The organism is Paenibacillus sp. OAE614, assembly GCF_040546645.1.
GTDB lineage: Bacteria > Bacillota > Bacilli > Paenibacillales > Paenibacillaceae > Paenibacillus_AQ > Paenibacillus_AQ favisporus.
On the sequence record NZ_JBEPOD010000001.1, the window covers coordinates 3,905,353 to 3,921,013 of the forward strand.

A 15,661-nucleotide genomic window follows, 5' to 3' on the forward strand; every position below is an offset into this window, starting at 1 on the left:
AGACATAGGCAGGTCAAGTAAAGCCGCTGTGGGATAGCCATACATCAAAAAGCCCCGCTCCCAATGATTTGGAAACCGGGGCTTTCCTATGATGCAAAGACGACCGTAATTAATCGCCAACGACCGACGAGTTCGTCAAGGCATCCACTTCGGCCGAGATTCCTTCGGCCAAACGGCGGATGGCCTCCCGGTCGACTGCCTGGTCATAAATTCGCAGAACGGGCTCCTGAACTTCTCTGATTGTGGCCAGCAGGGCGATCGCTTCCTTCATCGAGCGAGAGTAGCGGCCGCGAATTTCGGCGATCTGATCCTCATACCGTTCGTCGGTTCCCGCCGTAATCGCCAGTTCGTAAACATCGAGAATTTCGTCCCCCTCACGGCTCGGAAAATGCTCATGGGGCGCCGTGCTGTCAAAGATCGCCAGGCTCTGCTGCGGAAAAATAATCATGTCCAGGCTGTTCGGATCAAAGCCGCAATGATAAATTTCCGTGTCGACCCCTCGCTCCTCCGCCGCTTTGGCAAGGCGTTTAAACAGCGTCGATTTGCCGGAACCCGGGCGGCCTTTGACGAAGACGCGCTTCTCGAGGCCATCCGTTAAATTCAGAACATAATCGACGGCCCCTTCACAGGTAGCCGCGCCAAGGAAGCGGTGAACGGCATGGGCACGTCTGGGCCGGATCGGAACGAGATGTTCTTCCGCCCACTCTTCGGCAAGCCGGTCCATGACGGCCCGGTCCAGATTCTGGATATAGAAGGCTTCCCATTCATCATGGATCCGCAGCGTTTTTTGGAACGTATCGTAGGCTTCGCTGTAGAGCGCGCTCGTTTGCCGTTCGGCCTCTTCCATTTCGCCGGCATGCTCGTTCAGCAGCTCCGTGGAAATCGCATCCTCCAGATCGATCATGCGGATTTCGGTTCCTTCGAGAACCGGATCGGCGCTCCAGGCGTTGCCGTCGACAACCCCGACGCCGATATCCTTCAGGATGAGGCCTTCCAGCCAGTCTCGGTTCAACGGATGATGAATATAGTGAAGGCTCCAGCCCTTTTGGCTCCATGCTTCTGCAAGCTCCGAGAGAAATGCCGAGACCGCCGTCCCTGCCCGGCCCTGCAGTACGAAAACCGTATCCAAACCGCTCAGCACCGAATCAAACAGCGTATATAAACCGTCCGCCGTATTTCCCCTCGCAAAATAATGCTTCACTTGATCCGCCATACGGGTCAACACTCCTTTGTCGTCCGAAAATGTTTACATCCTATGTTATGCATGGCGGCAGATCTGTGTGAATGCCTAGGGAAAACAGGTTAAGGCTTCGCGGTTCTCCAGTAGTCGTAAGCGTGAACAACGTTTCCAGTATAGGACGGCGAGTCGGCGAGCAGCCCAGGCAGCTTCGCGAGTTCTTCCTCCATGTAGGCGGATCCTTCCTCGGCAAAAGTAATATGGTTCCCTTCCCCGCTGTCCTTCATTTCGACAGAGATGAGAATCGGCTTGCCAAGCTCATTGGCAAAGGCAATCTCTTCCTTGGAGACGGCTGCGATCCCATTCGTTCCTCCCGCCGTATCGCGGAATGCCATCAGGGATACAAAATCCATCTTGTCGATCATCCACTTGCTGATGGATTCATCTGTGCCGGGGACCCTGTATTTGTCCAGCCAAACGGCCAAATCCATGCTGGCCTGCAGATTCGAATCCGTTTTGATTTCCTGGACAAAAGCGCTCAAATTCCCTGTCCATTCCTCAAGGAGGTGGTCGGGATCCTTTCTCCATTCCGGCAGCACGTACGGCTCGATATCCAGATGGATACCGTGGAAACGCTCGTCCCCTGCCACCTCCTGGTTATATTTCTTCACATAATTCACCAGTTTCATCATCTTCGGCCGGCTTTCCGTCAGTGCCCAAATCGGGTGACCGCCCATGGCGTGAACTTCGATTCCAGCCGCCGAGGCTTCCTTCACAAACGAACGATACGCTTCGACCGGCTGCTGAAGGTCCAGGCGGACGAACAGCCAGTTCAGCTTCTTCTCCTTGGCAAATTCGATAATTTCCTGGCCGTGTTCCATGACCTGATTGGCTTCCCATACGTATGTACCTCGCACCTGTTTATCCCTGTCAACCGGATCGGGGTCCGGCACTTGGCCGTCCGAAGGTGTTTCAGGTTCCGGATCTGGATTAGGTGCGGGCTCCGGGTCTGGTGCGGGATCCGGATTGGTGCCTCCCGGCTCTCCGCCGTCCGGCATGTTCTCCCAGTTGCGGAAGTCGTGAATCGCGATGCCCCCATACGAGGAATAGGATTCCAGCGCGCCCGACAGCGATGCAAGCGATTGATCCATTTCGCTTTTACCGCTTCCGTAGAAGGACGTATATTCCTCACCGGGCATTTGTTTCGTATTGACGGCCACGAGGACCTTGGTGCCTAGCCGCTGGGCGGATTCCATCTCGTCCCTGGCCAGTTCCACGATGCCGTGCTCTGAATCGACCGTATTGCGGTAAGCCAGAACTGTCACATGGTCAAACGACTTCATAAACCATTCGGTCAGCTTCTCGTCGCCCTGGTCCGGGACGGTATACCCGTCAAACCAGAACGGGAGATCGATCCCGAGGTCCAGCTTGGAGCCGGATGCGTGCGCTGCATCCAGGAAGGCTTGTATATTATTGATCCATGTCTCGATGACGCCTTCCGGGTCGGTGCCCCATTCCGGAAGAACATAAGGTTCGATGTCCAAATGGATGCCGTCGAATTGGGCTTCAGATGCTTCAGTGTTGTTGTAATCGTTTACCCAATCCACCAAACCCACAAGCCGGTCACGGTGCTTGGTCTGTGCCCAACCCGGGTCTCCACCGAGCGCATGCACGGCAATGTTGTCAGCATGAGCATTTTTTATGAAAGCTTCATATTCGCTTGCCGGCATGTCCCGATTAATCTGTAAGTAAATCAAGTTGATTCCTTGGTTTTGGGCAAAGTCAAGCAGGTCCTTCCCGCCATCCTCGATCAGCTCCGTCTGCCATACCCATGTGGCTTTAACTGGTTCGGACGGGGACGAAAACCCCATCAGCAGCCAAGCCGAAAGGCACATCAGCGCGGTCAGCAGGATTCGAGAACTTTTGACAATCATAATTTCCCTCCATTCCTATAGATCTCTAGTAGAACGGAGTAATTATAGCATTGATGTCGAAAAAAGAGATGAGCCCAAGTCCTTATTAGGCTGGGCTCACCGCGGGCAGAAGGTTTCCCGACTGCATAGAAGGAACTAAATTCTCCAGTTCATTTTTTCCTTTTACAAGGCTATAGAGAAAAATTGGAAAGGATTAGTACCTTTTGATTAGTCGAAAAGTTACGGTTCATATATCATTTTGCGGGTCATGCCCCCATCGACTACGAGGTGGGTCCCGGTTACAAATGAATTGTCCGGATCTGCCAAATATAGACAGGCACGGGCGATATCATCCGGTTTACCTACTCGTCCCGCCGGATGCTGACTGTGGTCCTCCTCCCGCAGAGCGGAGTAGTCACCCGTTTCGATCCATCCCGGGCTGATGCAGTTGACACGAATCCCGTCCGGCCCAAGGGAGACGGCCATCGCATGGGTCAAGGCCACGATCGCCCCTTTGGAGGCGGCATACGCCTCGGAATTCGGCTCCGACATGAGTGAACGGGTCGACGCCATGTTCACAACGGATCCATGAATCCCCTTCTCCTTCATGATCCGGGCCGCTTCCCTGGTCGCCAAAAAACAGCTGCGGACATTGGTGTTCAGCACGTCATCCCATTCGTCCACCGTCAGATCGTACGGCGACTTCCAGCGTGACACGCCGGCATTATTGATCACGACGTCGAGTCTCCCGTATTCGTCCAGCGCCGTCTGCATCAGCCGCTTGATATCCGCTTCGCTTCGCACATCGCACGGGCAGAACACGGCTTGTCCCCCGTCCTGGCGGAGGGAGGCGGCAGCTGCCGCACCTTTCTCCTCATGTTGATCACCCAGGACGACCAGCGCGCCATGCCGGGCAAAAGCCCAGGCAACCCCTTCTCCGATTCCCTGCGCCGCCCCGGTCACTACGACGACTTTTCCTTCGAATGACATGACCATTCCTCCTTTAGATCTAATCTCGATGTCTCTATTTAACCTTAACGCAGCCGGGGAATCAAGAAACGTCCGTGCTGCACGCCACCTCGCGCAAATCAGAAAAAAAAGCGCCTCCGGCAGAGCGATCTGCCGAAGACGCATCCATTCAATTCTTTGGATTCGGGTTCCGAAACTATGGGTTCATCCTCCGAAAAGCGCCGGGGGTGCCTTCTTCTCCGGATACGCGCATGTAGCGCTGAAATCCCAGGTATCTCGTTCCCTGGAAGGTAAGACGGCCGGCGTCGCCCTCGGCGCATAAACCGTACTGTTCGCCGCTGACCGTAAACTCCATCCGGTCGCCGCTCTCCACTTCGAAAGTAAGGTAATAGGTCGTTTTCGTATAGCTGGATAGATGGTCATTGGTATCTTGATGCTGATGATGGCTGACCTGACTGCGTTTGCTGACAATCCGGGAATCCACGGTGAGCACGGGCTGCTTGTTGTTGCGCCCCCACTGCAGAATTCCTTTTCCGGCAGACAGTAGAATAATTCCGATAACAACGACAAAAAAGATCGGCATGACCTTTCCGAAGAAATCGAACATCCAGAAAGACGTATCTCCCATGCTCTTCCCCCTTCCATCCACCAGCTTCAAGCTTCACAGTGACACGCATAGCATGGTCATTAACAGTATATGCGTCCATTTGAAGAACTTGATGCCAATCTTACGGGATCAGAGCACTTTCCAAGTAATTCCCCCATCAATCGTCTGAAGGAGCCGCGATCGCATTTCGTCATTTTTCATAACGAGCATCCAGCCGACTCGCTGGGAGCTGAACTGCAGCTTACCGACCTCGGGATATTCCTTTAATATACTGGTCAGCACGCGGCTTGCGGGCAGCGGCATCCACGTCTTCCCTTGGTCTTCGGTGTGATACATTAGATTGCCGACCAGAGCCCAACCTTGTGTAGAATTAATAAATGAAGGGCGGAGCGACTGGTTTACGCCCTTATTCCAACCCAGATTAAAAGGGGCGAAAGTCCAGGTCTGGCCTTGGTCCGTCGTGAAAAAGCCGTTGTATTTAGCTGAATCGCCGACCTGGCAGCCGACAGGAATCCAGCCTTCCGTATTGGACGTATCGAAAAATTCCGGGCTTGACGGAATAAATCCGCTGCAGGACGCCAGCTTGTCCCGGTTAAAAAACGCCGGTCCTTCACTCCACTCGCTGCCCCCATCCTGTGTACGGTACAGCTTCGGCACCCCAAGCTCCTGAATCATCGCATAGCCTTTTGCCGGGCTGGTAAAGGTCATGCCCATCGCATAGCCGAGCGGCGGAATAGCACCCTGCGTCGACGTCTGATTGCTGCTGATATAATTATGCATCACCATTTTCCATTTGGCTCCGCCGTCTTCGGTTTTATACAGCGTTTTATCCTGTTTGCCTGTCGATGATTCCGCGGTCAGCATAATCCAGCCGACGTTATTGGAATCGAAAAAGATCGAGGTCACCTTGTTCTTGTCCGGGATGGAGGACACTTTCCAGGAACCGCCTCCGTCCGACGTATGCAGCACGATCGTCTCCGACGTGCCGGAAGCGCTGCGGACAACCCAGCCGTTCATCCGGTCTTTGAAATACAGGTCTCTTCCATATTTTAAATTATCGGGAAATTGTACATTGGAAGCCGGCGAAATGTTGATCCACGTTTTTCCGTTGTCTTCCGTGAGGTACATCCGCAGTTCATTTCTCGTCAGTCCCCACGCGATACCCGTCGTCCCGCTTAGAAGCTGGAAGTCCGTCAAGCGGGTCTGTATTTGGTATTGGGATGGATCTTCCGCAGCGGCCTTGGCTGATTCTGTCGGCACCACGGTCAGTGTTTGCCCCAGCTCCGCAGGCTCGGGATTCGGGACAGGTACAGACGCGGGTTCTTCCTTCTCTGATGTGCAGGCAGAGAGCAATAAACAGAACAGAAGACCGATGCACGTCCATTGTTTCCACCGTCTCATTCTCATTCCTCCTTCGCTGAGGACCCTTACACTCAAGTCATCTTCTAAAATAAATATTATAACATAAAGAGGTGCTCACGCCAGTCGGATACGACTGGTATGCAATGGTACACAAAAATACAAAATACCCGGCATCCTCATGAAGGACACCGGGTATTGTTTACTGGTATGAGCGCAATGGATCAGCGAACCACTTTCACGCGCTCCGCGATCGGCTGGAACTCCTTGTCCCCTGCCGGCGCCGTCGGTTTGCCGAAAGGCATTTGGGCGATCAGCTTCCAGGATTCGGGAAGGTTCCATTCGCCGCGGACACGCTCGTCGATCAGCGGGTTGTAATGCTGAAGCGAAGCGCCGAAGCCTTCAAGCTCAAGCGCCGTCCAAACGATCAGCTGCACCATCCCCGAGGTTTGATTTGACCATATCGGGAAGTTTTCGCTGTAGGCGGCGAATTGGTCCTGAAATTTGCGGACGACGTCCATGTCTTCATAGAATAAAACGGTGCCGTAGCCGCTGCGGAACGAACCGATCTTTTGCTCGGTCGATTTAAACGCCTCCGGATTGTTGACGACCTCGCGCAAAATATCCTCCGTAATATCCCATAAGCGGTCATGGTTGGACCCGAGCAGAACGACCGCACGGGAGGTTTGGGAATTGAACGACGAAGGCGCATGCTTGACTGCATCCTCCACGATTTCCTGAATACGCTCATCGGTGGTCACGTTCTGTTTGCTGATGGTATAGATGGAACGTCTTCTTTTCAGTGCTTCGATAAAATCCTTGGGCATCGCTCTTTCTTACCTCCATGTTATATATCTGGCGACAATGTGCCTGGACCAAGGAAAATGAACTTTGGCCGTTACCGGTTAACTTTCCCAGCCTGCTTTTTTAATATGCGGACCCACTGGGATTGTTTGCATCAAAAAGGCAGGCCCATCCGCTGATATCACGAATGGACCTGCCTGTTAGTTACACGTTGTTCCGTGCTTCGGTTTCAATGGTACGCTTCATAACCTCTGCCCCCCGGTCGATCCGGATCTGAATTTCCGCTGCCAGCTGGTCGGGCAAAAAATCGGTAATCCACACGAGGCGGCACCGGCTCCCGCTGTCTTCGAACACTTGAAACGAAGCATGATGATGCTGCAGCGGCATTTTCGTTTCCACCACCGCATAAGCCATTCTTCTCCGCTCATCATCCCTGGTGACGATCAGTTCTTTCACAATATTGCCGTTGCTGAAATGGATCTGCCGATTCACCCCGTCAAAATGCGTCTCGGCCGTGTAATCAGGCACGAACCGCTTATGCACGGCGCCGGCGTCACGGACGACGTCCCAAACGAGTTCCGGTGATGCTTCGATCCATATTTCTTTGTAAATCGTTGCCATTTCAGCATTCGCCTCCATTCCATGGTTGGGCCGATTGGGCATTCGATGAAACGAATTGTACGAATGAAACCGGATGAATCCGGATGTATCGGCTGATCCGCTGCATGGTGTCGTCGAATGCAGATTTGAATTGCTCATATAAAGGAGAGATTTCTGAATAAGGGATCGCGGCATTCGTGCGCGAAAGGGGGACATTTCCTTCGATCGCTTCCTTGGCTTTGTCCAGCATCCGAATGAATTCGGTTTCGCCAAAAAAATGCAATCCGCCTTGAACGCCCTGCCAATATCCAGGCGTATCAAGCAAATACCGGATCCATGCTTGGAAGTCCGGTTCCGAATGGCGTGCGGGGTACAGCAGCCTGATCATGAACACCTGCTGCTGATCCGGATGAAGCGATCGAATCACACTTGCCTTATTGGCACCCTCTTTTCCCTGCACCGCGCTGACTGCTGGTTCGGTACAAGCCAAAACAAGCTCTGCATCGGTTAACGCATCAAATGCCTGCTTCTTCATTTCCACTAATTTCAAAATATCACTCTCCTTGCCTTCATTTTATTTTTGACTGATTTATAAGTCAATATTAAAATCAAAAAAAACATCAGCCTCCTTTGATCAAGGAAACCGATGAATCTACGATTTGATGGAGCATCCCGGTCAGCTTTATTTTGACCTCGGCATCCGGCAGCCCTTGGGCTTCCATCTCCTGCTTGGATTGATCCAAATAAGCCATGCCCTGGCTCACCGAACCCCAAAACTGCATCGCCATCAAGTGTGCATCACCCTCACGGATCTCGCCTTCCGCGATGCCTCTGTCAATTGTGCGGGTCATCGGGAGCATAAATCCCTTCACCCAATCAAACGGTGAAATCTCATCCGGCGTATAGAGGAAATGGATATCGTGACTGATCCGCATATAAAAACGGGACATCACCGGATTTTCCAGAACCCGTTCGCAAACGATCCCAGCATAGGTTTCGAGCAACTCCAGCACGGGACGATCCTGTGCAAAAAATGCATCGGTATAGCGCCGGGATTCCTCCATCATATGCTCATACAGCGCTCTGAACAGGTTTTTCTTATTTTTAAAATAATAGAATACAAGTCCGTGGGCGAGCCCGGCCCGATCCGCAATGTCGCTGACTTCCGAAGCCGCATACCCCTTCTCAACATACACGCGCATGGCAGCCTGCAATATTTCCTGCTGCCGCTGCCTGCGGATTTCCTCATTTTGTTCTTTGGTGCGCGGAGACATCATACGTCCACCTTTTCGTTGACTTAGATAGATTGAACTAAAGTATTCGCATTTGAACATCCTATGATAACGGCCAAATATGCCTATAACATTCATTTCTTTAGTTCATTCTATATAGATACTAGTCGAAATTATAGGAGAAGCATACCGGGTTGTCAATTTGCCGGTCATCGGCGGCAAACTAAAAAAAGCCTTAGGGCTGATTCAGCTCGAAAAGGCGTTAGATCCCCTCCCGCTGCTCAGCCGCAAGGCTTTTTCGTATGCAGTGATTAGCTGCTTTAATTTTATCGTTTCACCCAGGCCCGCTCGAGGTTCATTTCCTGAATACATTCCTCCGTGTCGTGCGTGTCGTTGTCGATGAGCGGTGTGACCGCGTATGCATGCATCTCTTCCGCCGAATGAGTACGCAGAATCGGATCCAGTGCGTCCAGGTCCATCGTACTTTCATCCAGCCAGCGCTCCATGTCCCCGGGAGACAGAATCGCCGGCATCCGGGCATCGAATTCACCGATCAGCGGATTGGCATCCGTCATGACCAAGGTGCAGGTGCGCAGCGGCTCTCCACGCGTATCCCGCCAAATTTCATACAATCCGGCCACCCCGAACATGCTGCGGTTTTTCATCACTACACGGACAGGATAAGACTTCTTGCCTTCCCTCTTCCAATAATAAAATCCGTTGCAGGGGATCACGCAGCGCTGCTTGTCCACCATTTTCCGGTAACTGGGGTTCTGGTGCACATTCCGAAGGTCTGCATTGATCGCGTCTTTTCCCCAATAAGGGATAAAGCCCCAGCGAAACTCATCCAGAATCCGCGCCCCGTCCTGCTGGAGCACCACCGGCATATGCTGCGTCGGGCTTATGTTGTAGCGGTTTTTATAGTAATACATCACCCGTTCGATTTGAAAATGCTCCTGAACCTCCGGCAGCTCGGCGGCCATGGAAAAACGTTGACACATGAAGCATCAGCCTCCCTTTATCCCGTATTGTTTGCCATTGGAGGGAAATTATTCATGTGCCTGCCGCTTCACAACAAAAAAACGGCCCCCTTCGCGGAGGGGACCGTTCTGACGCTTGGTTACTCGGAAAACACTGCCGGAGTCTCGGTCAGGTTCTCGCGTGATTTATTCTTCCTCGTCTTACTTATAAAGCAGCCCCTTCGAGGCCGTCCGGAGGCTTACGGGCAGAAGCAGCGCCATCGGCGAATCGCTCTCGCTCTATAGATTACGTGTGATCAGCTGGTCCCGTTTAGGCCCCACGGATACGTATTTTACCTTCACCCGTGCGGTCACTTCGATGATCTCGATATATCGCTTCGCCGCCTCAGGCAGCTCTTCAAAGGAACGAATGCCGGTAATGTCACAGTTCCAGCCCTTGTGATGCTGCAGAACCGGCTTGGCCTCATCCAGCTTCGCGCTCACTGGAAACTGGTCGGTCACCGTCCCGTCAGCCAGCTGATATCCGATGCATACAGGGATTTGGTCCAGGTACCCGAGCACGTCCAGATTCGTTAACGCGATCTCGGTGGCTCCCTGGATCATGCAGCCGTAGCGGGTTGCTACCGCATCGAACCAGCCCACGCGTCTCGGACGTCCGGTTAATACGCCGTATTCGCCCGCATCGCCCCCGCGCCGGCGCAGCTCCTCCGCTTCTTCGCCTGCCAGCTCGGTCACGAATGGGCCGGCACCGACGCAGCTCGAATAAGCTTTGACCACCGCCACCACTTGGGATATGGCATACGGCGGCAGGCCGGCACCAACCGGCGCGAATCCCGCTAACGTTGAGGAGGACGTGGAGAACGGGTAAATGCCGTGATCCGGGTCCCGCAGCGCTCCGAGCTGCCCTTCCAGCAAAATGCCTTCCCCTTTGCGGTAGGCCTCATTCAGCATTTGGGCCGTATCACACACGAACGGACGAATCTTCTCGCCCTGCTCCAGTAATGCCGGCATGAGATCCTCCGGAGTTAGAGGCTGATGACCATAAAGATGTGTCAGCAGAACATTTTTGGCTTCCAGCATCTGTTGCAGCCGGCGCCGAAGTCTTTCTTCATCGTACAGATCGGCCACCTGCACGCCGAGCTTGGCGTATTTATCGGCGTAAAACGGGGCAATCCCCTGCTTCGTCGATCCAAAGCTCCGTGCCCCCAAGCGTTCCTCCTCCAGCTCATCCAGCAGTCGGTGAATTGGCAGGACGACCTGCGCCCGATCCGATATGGCCAGTTTCGGTTCAGGAACGCCTCTTGCCAGCAATGATTCCCGTTCGCTCACCAACACGTTTACGTCCAGCGCCGTTCCAGTTCCAATCACGTTTGTCACATGCGGATAAAATACGCCGGAAGGCAGCATATGCAGTCCGAACTTCCCGTATTCGTTAATAATCGTGTGCCCGGCATTGCTTCCGCCCTGATATCTCACCACGTAAGATGATTTGGCTGCCAGCACGTCCGTCATCTTGCCCTTTCCTTCATCGCCCCAGTTGGCTCCAACAATCGCTGTTACGGTCAATGGTTTGGCCTCCTCTTGTTTTCCTTTACAGCGATCATTATAATTTGGATTAGTCACATAAGTAAAATTGATATTAATAATGATCTATATAAATTGAGGTAATGACAATGAATATTCAAATGGAATGGTACCGTGTTTTTTACTGGACAGCCAAGCTTGGCAGTTTGACAAAGGCAGCAGAGCAGCTGCATATTACCCAGCCTGCGGTCAGCCATACGTTGAAGCAATTGGAAGGTGCTCTTGGCGGGGCTTTATTTTTCCGGACAGCAAAAGGAGTCACGTTAACCGCAGAAGGCGAAGTGTTGTACAGCTATGTGGAACAGGCCATGCAGATGCTGGACATCGGGGAGAAAAAGATGGCCGAGATGCAAAATCTGCTGCTTGGGGAAATCCATATCGGAGCGAGCGATACCTTGTGCAAACACTACCTGCTGCCATGCCTCGAACAGTTCCACCAGCAGTATCCGGACATCCGGGTGCATGTCACGAACCGGACGACGCCAGAGACGATCACCTTGTTAAAAGAAGGAAAAATCGACTTCGGGATCGTGAATCTGCCTGCGGACGACCCCAAAATCGATTTTCGGCCAAGCGCTCCCCAGCAGGACTGCCTTGTCGGGCATCCGAAGTATGCGGAATTGGCACGGCAGCCGCTGCCTTTGGCGGAGCTTCACCAGTACCCGCTGCTGCTTCTGGAACCGGGTGGGAGTACGCGCCGATTTCTTGACAGCTACGCCGGGGCGCACGGCACGACTCTTCATCCGGAATTCGAGCTTGGCAGCCTCGATCTCTTAGTCCAGTTTGCCCAGAGCGGATTTGGGCTCACCTTCATTACGCGCCAATTCATCACCGAAGAGTTAGCCTCGGGCAAGCTGGTAGAAATCCCTTTGACACCCCCGCTCCCACTTCGGCACATCGGGATTGCGACGCTCAAAAACGTTCCTCTTTCGGCTGCATCCAAACGGTTTATTGGCTTTTTGTCGTAGCTGAAAACCGAAATGCAGCCTGAGTTACGGTTCACGGATGGGTAATGACGGTCGCGCGCCCTATTTTAAGCATCCATCGATTCCCGCCGGAGCAGGCGAAAGCCGAAATCGCGTCCGAACCGGGGCGACAGCGCCTGCCACAGCATGCCGATCCCGGCCTCTATCCGCTCCATGTTTCCGGAATCGCCGACATCCACCGGATCCAACCCGATGTCGCGGGACAACCGGGCCACCGTATCCTTTGCTTCGGCATCCTCCCCGCTGATATAAACGGTGGCATTTCCCTCCTCGTATCGGGGCTGGGCAAGCACTTCCCAAGTAAGGGTATGAAATGCCCGGACAACCCTAGCCTCCTGCGCCAGTCTTCTCACCTCCATATCTGCCGACTGCCCGTCGAAACAGATGGTGCAATTAATCAAAATTTTGCCGGTTAGAGCTTCGGCTTCCGCCAGCACCCTTTCCACTTGGTCGGCCATTACGGCCAGCAAGATGACTTCGCCAAAAGCGGCCGCTTCCCGCACGGTTCCCGCCTGTGCCTGAGGGCCGGCCTCCTGAAGCAGAGCTTGAATTCTCTCACTTTGCGGATCCCGAGTGCCGAACATCACCTCATGCCCCTCCACGGCCCATTTTTTCCCTAGCGTTCCACCCATGTGTCCCGTTCCGATCACACCTATTTTCATGGTCATTCTCCTTTGCAATGGATAGATTGGGGGGGAGCAAGCCCCCTCTCTTAAGCATTCTAATCGCTGGAGTCGTCTCCAGCGCAAGTCATGATATCAACATTTTTAATCCGGGTAACCTCTTCCCCTATTCAGACGTCTTAGATAAAAAGGAGTGAACTTTGTATGAAAAAGATGATTGGGGCGATCACTGCGGCATGCTTGCTCATGTCAGGCTCGTCCGTCTATGCGGCTGTTCCGGACAAGTTATATATGGGAAATGTTGAAGTCCCGAATGCAGCACCTGTGCTGAAAGACGGACGGGTGCTGGTCCCCTTACGTACCTTAGCCAACTCCATCCATGCGTCGGTATCCTGGGATGCCAAAACCCAGACAGCGACCGTCCGCAAATGGTCGGAGAAGGTTGTGATTCCGCTTGGTAAAAACGCAGCTGTAGTGAAGCAGGGAGATGGGTCGACGAAAATCAAGCTGGATGTGCCTATGCAGAGAATACATAATCAAATGTATGTACCGCTGCGATTGTGGAGTGAATGGCTGGGGTACCGTCTGGAGGTGAAGGGCACGACGGTATCGTTTCAGTCTCCGCTGAATCCGATGCAGCTGGCTGTGCTGAATTCAGGTGACCTGGCCGACGCCCGCCGGATGATGCTCGATATGAACAGTCGCCTGCATTATGAGCATGAAGCCTTGAGCAGCGAGCATACTTCCGAAGGGTTCAGCACCATCCTTCTCTTCCCTCAAGGGGTAGCCACCCGGTATTACGTCATCTCCGACAACCTGGTGTCTAGGATCGAGCTGAGAGGTGGTATGCAGATCGTCACCTGGCAGGCGCACATCTCGCCGAGCGTGAGACCTGTGGAGGAGCTGTTTGCACAGCAGAAATTTACGGACGCAACCGGACCGTTACCCTGGAAGGATACGACCTATTTTTATTACCGCGAAGGGAGCATTGTGAACATCAATACGTACACGGCGGGACGTCTGGATCCGGATGGAAAGCTGAACAAACTGGCATATAAGCTGACGCAAGACGGGGAGATCCGGGAGCAGTCCGGAACCCTTATTCTAAAGCTCCCCGATGAGGTCCGGACAGATGTGAAGAAATGAATGTTGCATATAACTTCATGTAGATATTCATGCGGAGTCTATAAATCAAAAGTGCACCAAACTCAGCCATTCTGCCGAATTTCAGCTCGAATGAACTCGTTTAAGTGCACTTTTGCTTTTAAATCATATTTTGAAGCATCAATATGTGGCCTTCAAGATTTTTGCGGTACTCCTCACCAGCCGGATAAAAATACAAAGTCTTGAAAAAGTTCATTACATTCGTTCTTGAGCGAAAAAAGTATAACGTGGCTCCCTCATCAGCATGAATCCGAACTAGATCATGAGCGATCCCTTGCAGCCAAAGGCCGAGATCCACTTCTCTACGATCTTTTCGATGAAGTAGAGCTATTAAAACTTGGATCAATCTTTCATCCTCGTCGTCTGTGTAAACGTCTCCTTTGTACAGGGTTTGACCCACAACATTTAAGACTCGCCAAACTGACCCATCAACAGGACTAAGCGGATGTTTTACGGCCGCTGCCAATAAATCCGCCCCATGTGCTATCGCGTGAGCCCACCCCTTCCCTTCCACATATCCTCTCGTATCCTGCTCCATTTCGAGATACTGGCAGACCCGTTCAAGGAGCCTGTTTACGGTATCTCGGTCAAGTCGGACATCATTCTGGTCTTTCTGTAATACGGCTGCAGCAGCAAGTGCCGAAAATGAACGTTTAAACACCGAATCTGTGCACAATTCACCAATTTGATAAAATAAATGGTTATCATCAGTAGCTTTAGTCAGAATGTGCTCCAGTTGGTCTTCGTTAAAAAAATCGTTATGTATCCATCGGGCTAATGTTGCGTATATGAGCTCGTCTCGAAGCCGGGGATCAGTCGCACCGATGTTCTCCAGCATAAAGGAGATCATTTCGTTGGCCAATTCACGCGTCATCGACTCCTTTGATATGGCTATTAACTCCTCAAGCCGCCTTTTCAAGGCTACCTCCTCCCCACTTCCACCACGGACAAAATAACCTCTGCCATCTGTTCTTCGGACATTGTCCGCGGCTCTCGCGCCCACTGAATGGCCGGACCAAAAATAGCCCAACTAACGGCCCTTGCCCGTGCCTTAAGCTGCAATGGATCATCAAGCGGATATCCAGGATCATTCCTCATCAACCCTGAGATATAACGGGTTAATTCTTCATGGATGGTCTCCTCCAAAATTGAAACCGGTACCCTGCTGGATGGCTGCCGGTGGCTATATTTATCCTCAAAGCACTGAAGAACGGCAATCACGATCTTCCGTACTGCTTCGCGGTTCCACGGAGAACTCGGCGAAACGGCATTCAACAGCATCTTGCCGAAGTTGTCCCGGATGACATGTTCCAGGAGCATATATTTATCTGTGTAATGGATGTAAAACGTCCCCCGGCTCACATTCGCCCGCTCCGTGATGTCCTGTACACTCATGGCGGAAAAGCCCTTTTCCCGGATCATCTCGACGAAACCTTCCCGAAGCAGCTGACGTGTGCGCTCGATTCTGCGATCACCGTTTTTACCTGTGGACGCCATATTGATCCCTCCCTTAGTTGGATATCGTTCATGATCCAACGACCTACTGCTGAACAATTCTTCCTTACTGTTCAAAACTGAACACTGGCTGCGATTTGTATATGGTTCACTTCCTTGCGCCGACCTAAAATAATCATATCTCAACGGACTTCTGCGAAGAAAGGGA

General features: G+C 52.6%; 16 protein-coding genes. 2 read left to right on the forward strand and 14 right to left on the reverse strand.

Features of this window, described 5'->3' with window-relative positions; genetic code table 11:
- Window positions 1-109: 109 nt before the first annotated feature.
- From ABIE48_RS17920 to ABIE48_RS17970, 11 genes are all read right to left on the reverse strand, one after another.
- The gene (locus tag ABIE48_RS17920) at window positions 110-1,213 is read right to left on the reverse strand and encodes a hypothetical protein (RefSeq protein WP_145024445.1); all 1,104 of its coding nucleotides are present in this window, start codon (window positions 1,211-1,213) and stop codon (window positions 110-112) included.
- Window positions 1,214-1,302: 89 nt separating this feature from the next.
- Entirely contained in the window at window positions 1,303-3,111 is a 1,809-nt protein-coding gene (locus ABIE48_RS17925; protein WP_192715418.1) for a glycoside hydrolase family protein, read from the reverse strand.
- Between the two features lie 219 nt (window positions 3,112-3,330).
- Window positions 3,331-4,080 (reverse strand): SDR family NAD(P)-dependent oxidoreductase, encoded by a 750-nt coding sequence (locus tag ABIE48_RS17930; protein WP_192715419.1) that lies wholly within the window; start codon window positions 4,078-4,080, stop codon window positions 3,331-3,333.
- Between the two features lie 175 nt (window positions 4,081-4,255).
- Window positions 4,256-4,687, reverse strand: a complete 432-nt coding sequence (locus tag ABIE48_RS17935; protein WP_152398039.1) for a DUF2500 domain-containing protein — start codon at window positions 4,685-4,687, stop codon at window positions 4,256-4,258.
- Between the two features lie 108 nt (window positions 4,688-4,795).
- Window positions 4,796-6,067 (reverse strand): WD40/YVTN/BNR-like repeat-containing protein, encoded by a 1,272-nt coding sequence (locus tag ABIE48_RS17940; protein WP_192715420.1) that lies wholly within the window; start codon window positions 6,065-6,067, stop codon window positions 4,796-4,798.
- Between the two features lie 182 nt (window positions 6,068-6,249).
- On the reverse strand, window positions 6,250-6,852 hold the full coding sequence (locus ABIE48_RS17945) for a nitroreductase family protein (RefSeq protein WP_076171583.1): 603 nt from the start codon (window positions 6,850-6,852) through the stop codon (window positions 6,250-6,252).
- 181 nt (window positions 6,853-7,033) lie between these two features.
- Window positions 7,034-7,450, reverse strand: a complete 417-nt coding sequence (locus ABIE48_RS17950; protein ID WP_192715421.1) for an SRPBCC family protein — start codon at window positions 7,448-7,450, stop codon at window positions 7,034-7,036.
- A 1-nt stretch (window position 7,451) separates the two neighbouring features.
- Window positions 7,452-7,979: a hypothetical protein gene (locus tag ABIE48_RS17955; RefSeq protein WP_192715422.1), complete on the reverse strand. Its 528-nt coding sequence runs from the start codon at window positions 7,977-7,979 to the stop codon at window positions 7,452-7,454.
- Between the two features lie 70 nt (window positions 7,980-8,049).
- Complete coding sequence (locus tag ABIE48_RS17960) at window positions 8,050-8,703, reverse strand: TetR/AcrR family transcriptional regulator (RefSeq protein ID WP_192715423.1); 654 nt, start codon at window positions 8,701-8,703, stop codon at window positions 8,050-8,052.
- 284 nt (window positions 8,704-8,987) lie between these two features.
- Window positions 8,988-9,662, reverse strand: coding sequence for an SOS response-associated peptidase (locus ABIE48_RS17965; protein WP_105442337.1), 675 nt, complete (start codon window positions 9,660-9,662; stop codon window positions 8,988-8,990).
- Window positions 9,663-9,920: 258 nt separating this feature from the next.
- Window positions 9,921-11,207, reverse strand: coding sequence for an adenylosuccinate synthase (locus tag ABIE48_RS17970; protein WP_192715424.1), 1,287 nt, complete (start codon window positions 11,205-11,207; stop codon window positions 9,921-9,923).
- Between the two features lie 107 nt (window positions 11,208-11,314).
- On the opposite strand from ABIE48_RS17970, the gene ABIE48_RS17975 reads away from it, so the two are divergent.
- Window positions 11,315-12,193 carry a LysR family transcriptional regulator gene (locus ABIE48_RS17975; protein ID WP_192715425.1) on the forward strand — a complete coding sequence of 293 codons (879 nt, stop codon included), beginning with the start codon at window positions 11,315-11,317 and terminating at the stop codon, window positions 12,191-12,193.
- 65 nt (window positions 12,194-12,258) lie between these two features.
- On the opposite strand, the gene ABIE48_RS17980 is transcribed toward ABIE48_RS17975, so the two are convergent.
- A complete protein-coding gene (locus tag ABIE48_RS17980) occupies window positions 12,259-12,873 on the reverse strand; it encodes an NADPH-dependent F420 reductase (protein ID WP_354519414.1) in 615 nt (204 codons plus the stop codon).
- Window positions 12,874-13,038: 165 nt separating this feature from the next.
- Here ABIE48_RS17980 and ABIE48_RS17985 point away from each other — a divergent pair, with 165 nt between their 5' ends.
- The gene (locus ABIE48_RS17985) at window positions 13,039-13,980 is read left to right on the forward strand and encodes a copper amine oxidase N-terminal domain-containing protein (RefSeq protein WP_192715427.1); all 942 of its coding nucleotides are present in this window, start codon (window positions 13,039-13,041) and stop codon (window positions 13,978-13,980) included.
- 118 nt (window positions 13,981-14,098) lie between these two features.
- Here the strand turns inward: ABIE48_RS17985 and ABIE48_RS17990 are convergent, their stop codons facing one another.
- Both ABIE48_RS17990 and ABIE48_RS17995 read right to left on the reverse strand, forming a co-directional pair.
- Window positions 14,099-14,917 (reverse strand): DUF2785 domain-containing protein, encoded by an 819-nt coding sequence (locus ABIE48_RS17990; RefSeq protein WP_192715428.1) that lies wholly within the window; start codon window positions 14,915-14,917, stop codon window positions 14,099-14,101.
- 2 nt (window positions 14,918-14,919) lie between these two features.
- Window positions 14,920-15,495 (reverse strand): TetR/AcrR family transcriptional regulator, encoded by a 576-nt coding sequence (locus ABIE48_RS17995; RefSeq protein WP_192715429.1) that lies wholly within the window; start codon window positions 15,493-15,495, stop codon window positions 14,920-14,922.
- Window positions 15,496-15,661 lie beyond the last annotated feature (166 nt).